1 pseudogene is annotated in these 1,317 nt (G+C 60.1%); it reads left to right on the top strand.

Annotated features, from left to right (window positions below):
- Positions 1 to 1,142 (top strand): annotated as a pseudogene (locus NKI72_RS35030) (hypothetical protein); the annotation flags it as partial.
- Between the last annotated feature and the right edge of the window lie 175 nt (positions 1,143 to 1,317).

Consider the following 1,317-nt stretch of genomic DNA (forward strand, 5'->3'; position numbering starts at 1 on the left):
CAACGGCGCGCCATCATCATGCGCCGGATTCGTCAGTGGTTGATCTGAATCCCCCCGCACCGTCCGAGTTGCGTGACCATGCTCGTTCTGTGCCGGCGGCGGTGCAGCCAGATCGCCCAAAAGTGGTCTCCGGTCCCGACAAGGGTCCTCTTTATTCCAACGATGCGACCCTTGTCGAAGGGCTGAGGTCAGCACTCTATGCCGGTAAGGTCGGGGAGATCACGGTCAAGCGCCATGTAGATATTCTTTTCGGCTTTGGTCATTGGCTCGTTGAAAATAACAAGCCGGGGATTGCGGATCGGCTTCACGATTCGTCGCTGGATCGGGATCGCAAGGAGTACGAGATCTGGGGTGGCGGCCCCTCGGCCGTGGCTGGGTCACTGGGTCGTCTCAAGACGTGGGCGGGCGGAGCGCCAGTGGTGGGCCGCCCTGCCCTGAATCCCCACCCTGCCGACGCCGTGCTCATCAGAGAGTACACAGCGGCTCTCATCAAAGCGTACGAGGCAGCGCCGACCGGGCCGAAACCCCGTACCGTTGAGGTCTATGGGTCTGCTCTTAGACGTTTCAGTCAATGCTTGGTTGAAAACAAAAAGCCGGGGATTGCGGATCGGCTTCACGAGCGGTCGCTGGATGAAGATGCCAAGCGCTATATGAAAACCGCTGACATCAGTGCACTAACTCATGTCCGGAAGTTCGCACTCGGGCGCGAAATTGCCCTTGCTGCTCGTCCGGAAGACGCAGTCGGCATGGAGGCTCGTGCCATTGGGGACGCCGCTGCGCAGACCGCGGCACAAGCTCATGGCCACGCAGGAGAGCAGGGACCCATCTCTCGAGCTCAACAAGTCGCGCCAGCGCCGTTTGAACGGCACTTGGGCAAGAAGCGTGAGGCCCAGGACGGACTGACGAGTACACTTGACAGGAGCAACCTCGTGAACAGCGGGGGCGTCATCATAAACAATGAACATTACACAGCGCTGTTGAGACCGGCGAAGAGGCAGAGGACTGATAATCCGCAAAGCCGCGCCATGGGGCGGCAACTGAGCGAAGCAACCACGACGTCCATCAGCCAAGCCTCCGATCAAGCCCGAGCGGACCTAATGGCTTCCTTCAGAAGCAGGGAGCGCTCCGACGCGGGGCGTTGAGCTCCATGGCTGGGGTCAAGCAGAACAGCTCTCTTGACGACAGAGGCGCTGATGCGATCTCCGGACCGGTAGCTCTCGCTGTAATTGATCAGGCTGGTACTGTTGGAAGGCTTGATCAGCCTCGTCACCCCAATCTCCAGCATAGCTCACTGTCACGCGGCCAACGTGCCTCCGT

The sequence above is a fragment of the Mesorhizobium sp. M0437 genome (assembly GCF_040321335.1).
Taxonomy (GTDB): domain Bacteria; phylum Pseudomonadota; class Alphaproteobacteria; order Rhizobiales; family Rhizobiaceae; genus Mesorhizobium.